Genomic DNA, 528 nt, shown 5'->3' with positions numbered 1-528 from the left:
TACCTTGACGGTGCGCTGTCGCCACTGCGCGTCCGCAAGGGCCAGGCGTTGATCAATCAGTACGCCGACATTCTGCAAAGCATCGAGCAGCGTTATGGCGTTGATCGCCAGGCACTGGTGTCGGTGTGGGGCATGGAAAGCAATTTCGGTCAGTTTCAGGGCAGCAAGTCGGTGATCAACTCGCTGGCCACCCTTGCCTACGAAGGCCGTCGTCCGGGCTTTGCTCACGCGCAACTGATCGCCGCCCTGCAGATTCTGCAACAGGGCGATATCACCCCGGAGAAGATGCTCGGTTCCTGGGCCGGCGCGATGGGCCAGACCCAGTTCATTCCGACCACTTACAACACCCACGCCGTGGACTTTGATGGTGACGGTCGCCGCGACATCTGGGGCAGCCCCGCCGATGCGCTGGCCTCGACCGCGCATTACCTGCAAAGCTCGGGCTGGCAACGCGGCCAGCCTTGGGGCTTCGAGGTGCAATTGCCGAGCGGTTTCAACTACACGCTGGCCGATGGCGCGATTCGTAAA

Annotated in this window: 1 protein-coding gene; it reads left to right on the top strand. The window is 61.9% G+C overall.

Annotated elements, in window-relative coordinates; genetic code table 11:
* A partial coding sequence (locus tag J5M71_RS27020; protein WP_207838576.1) for a lytic murein transglycosylase occupies positions 1-528 on the top strand: 528 nt, incomplete at both ends.

Source organism: Pseudomonas sp. 43(2021), assembly GCF_017490805.1.
Lineage (GTDB): Bacteria > Pseudomonadota > Gammaproteobacteria > Pseudomonadales > Pseudomonadaceae > Aquipseudomonas.
The sequence above is the reverse complement of the archived record's forward strand: the minus strand, read 5'-3'. Positions and strand labels throughout refer to the sequence as shown.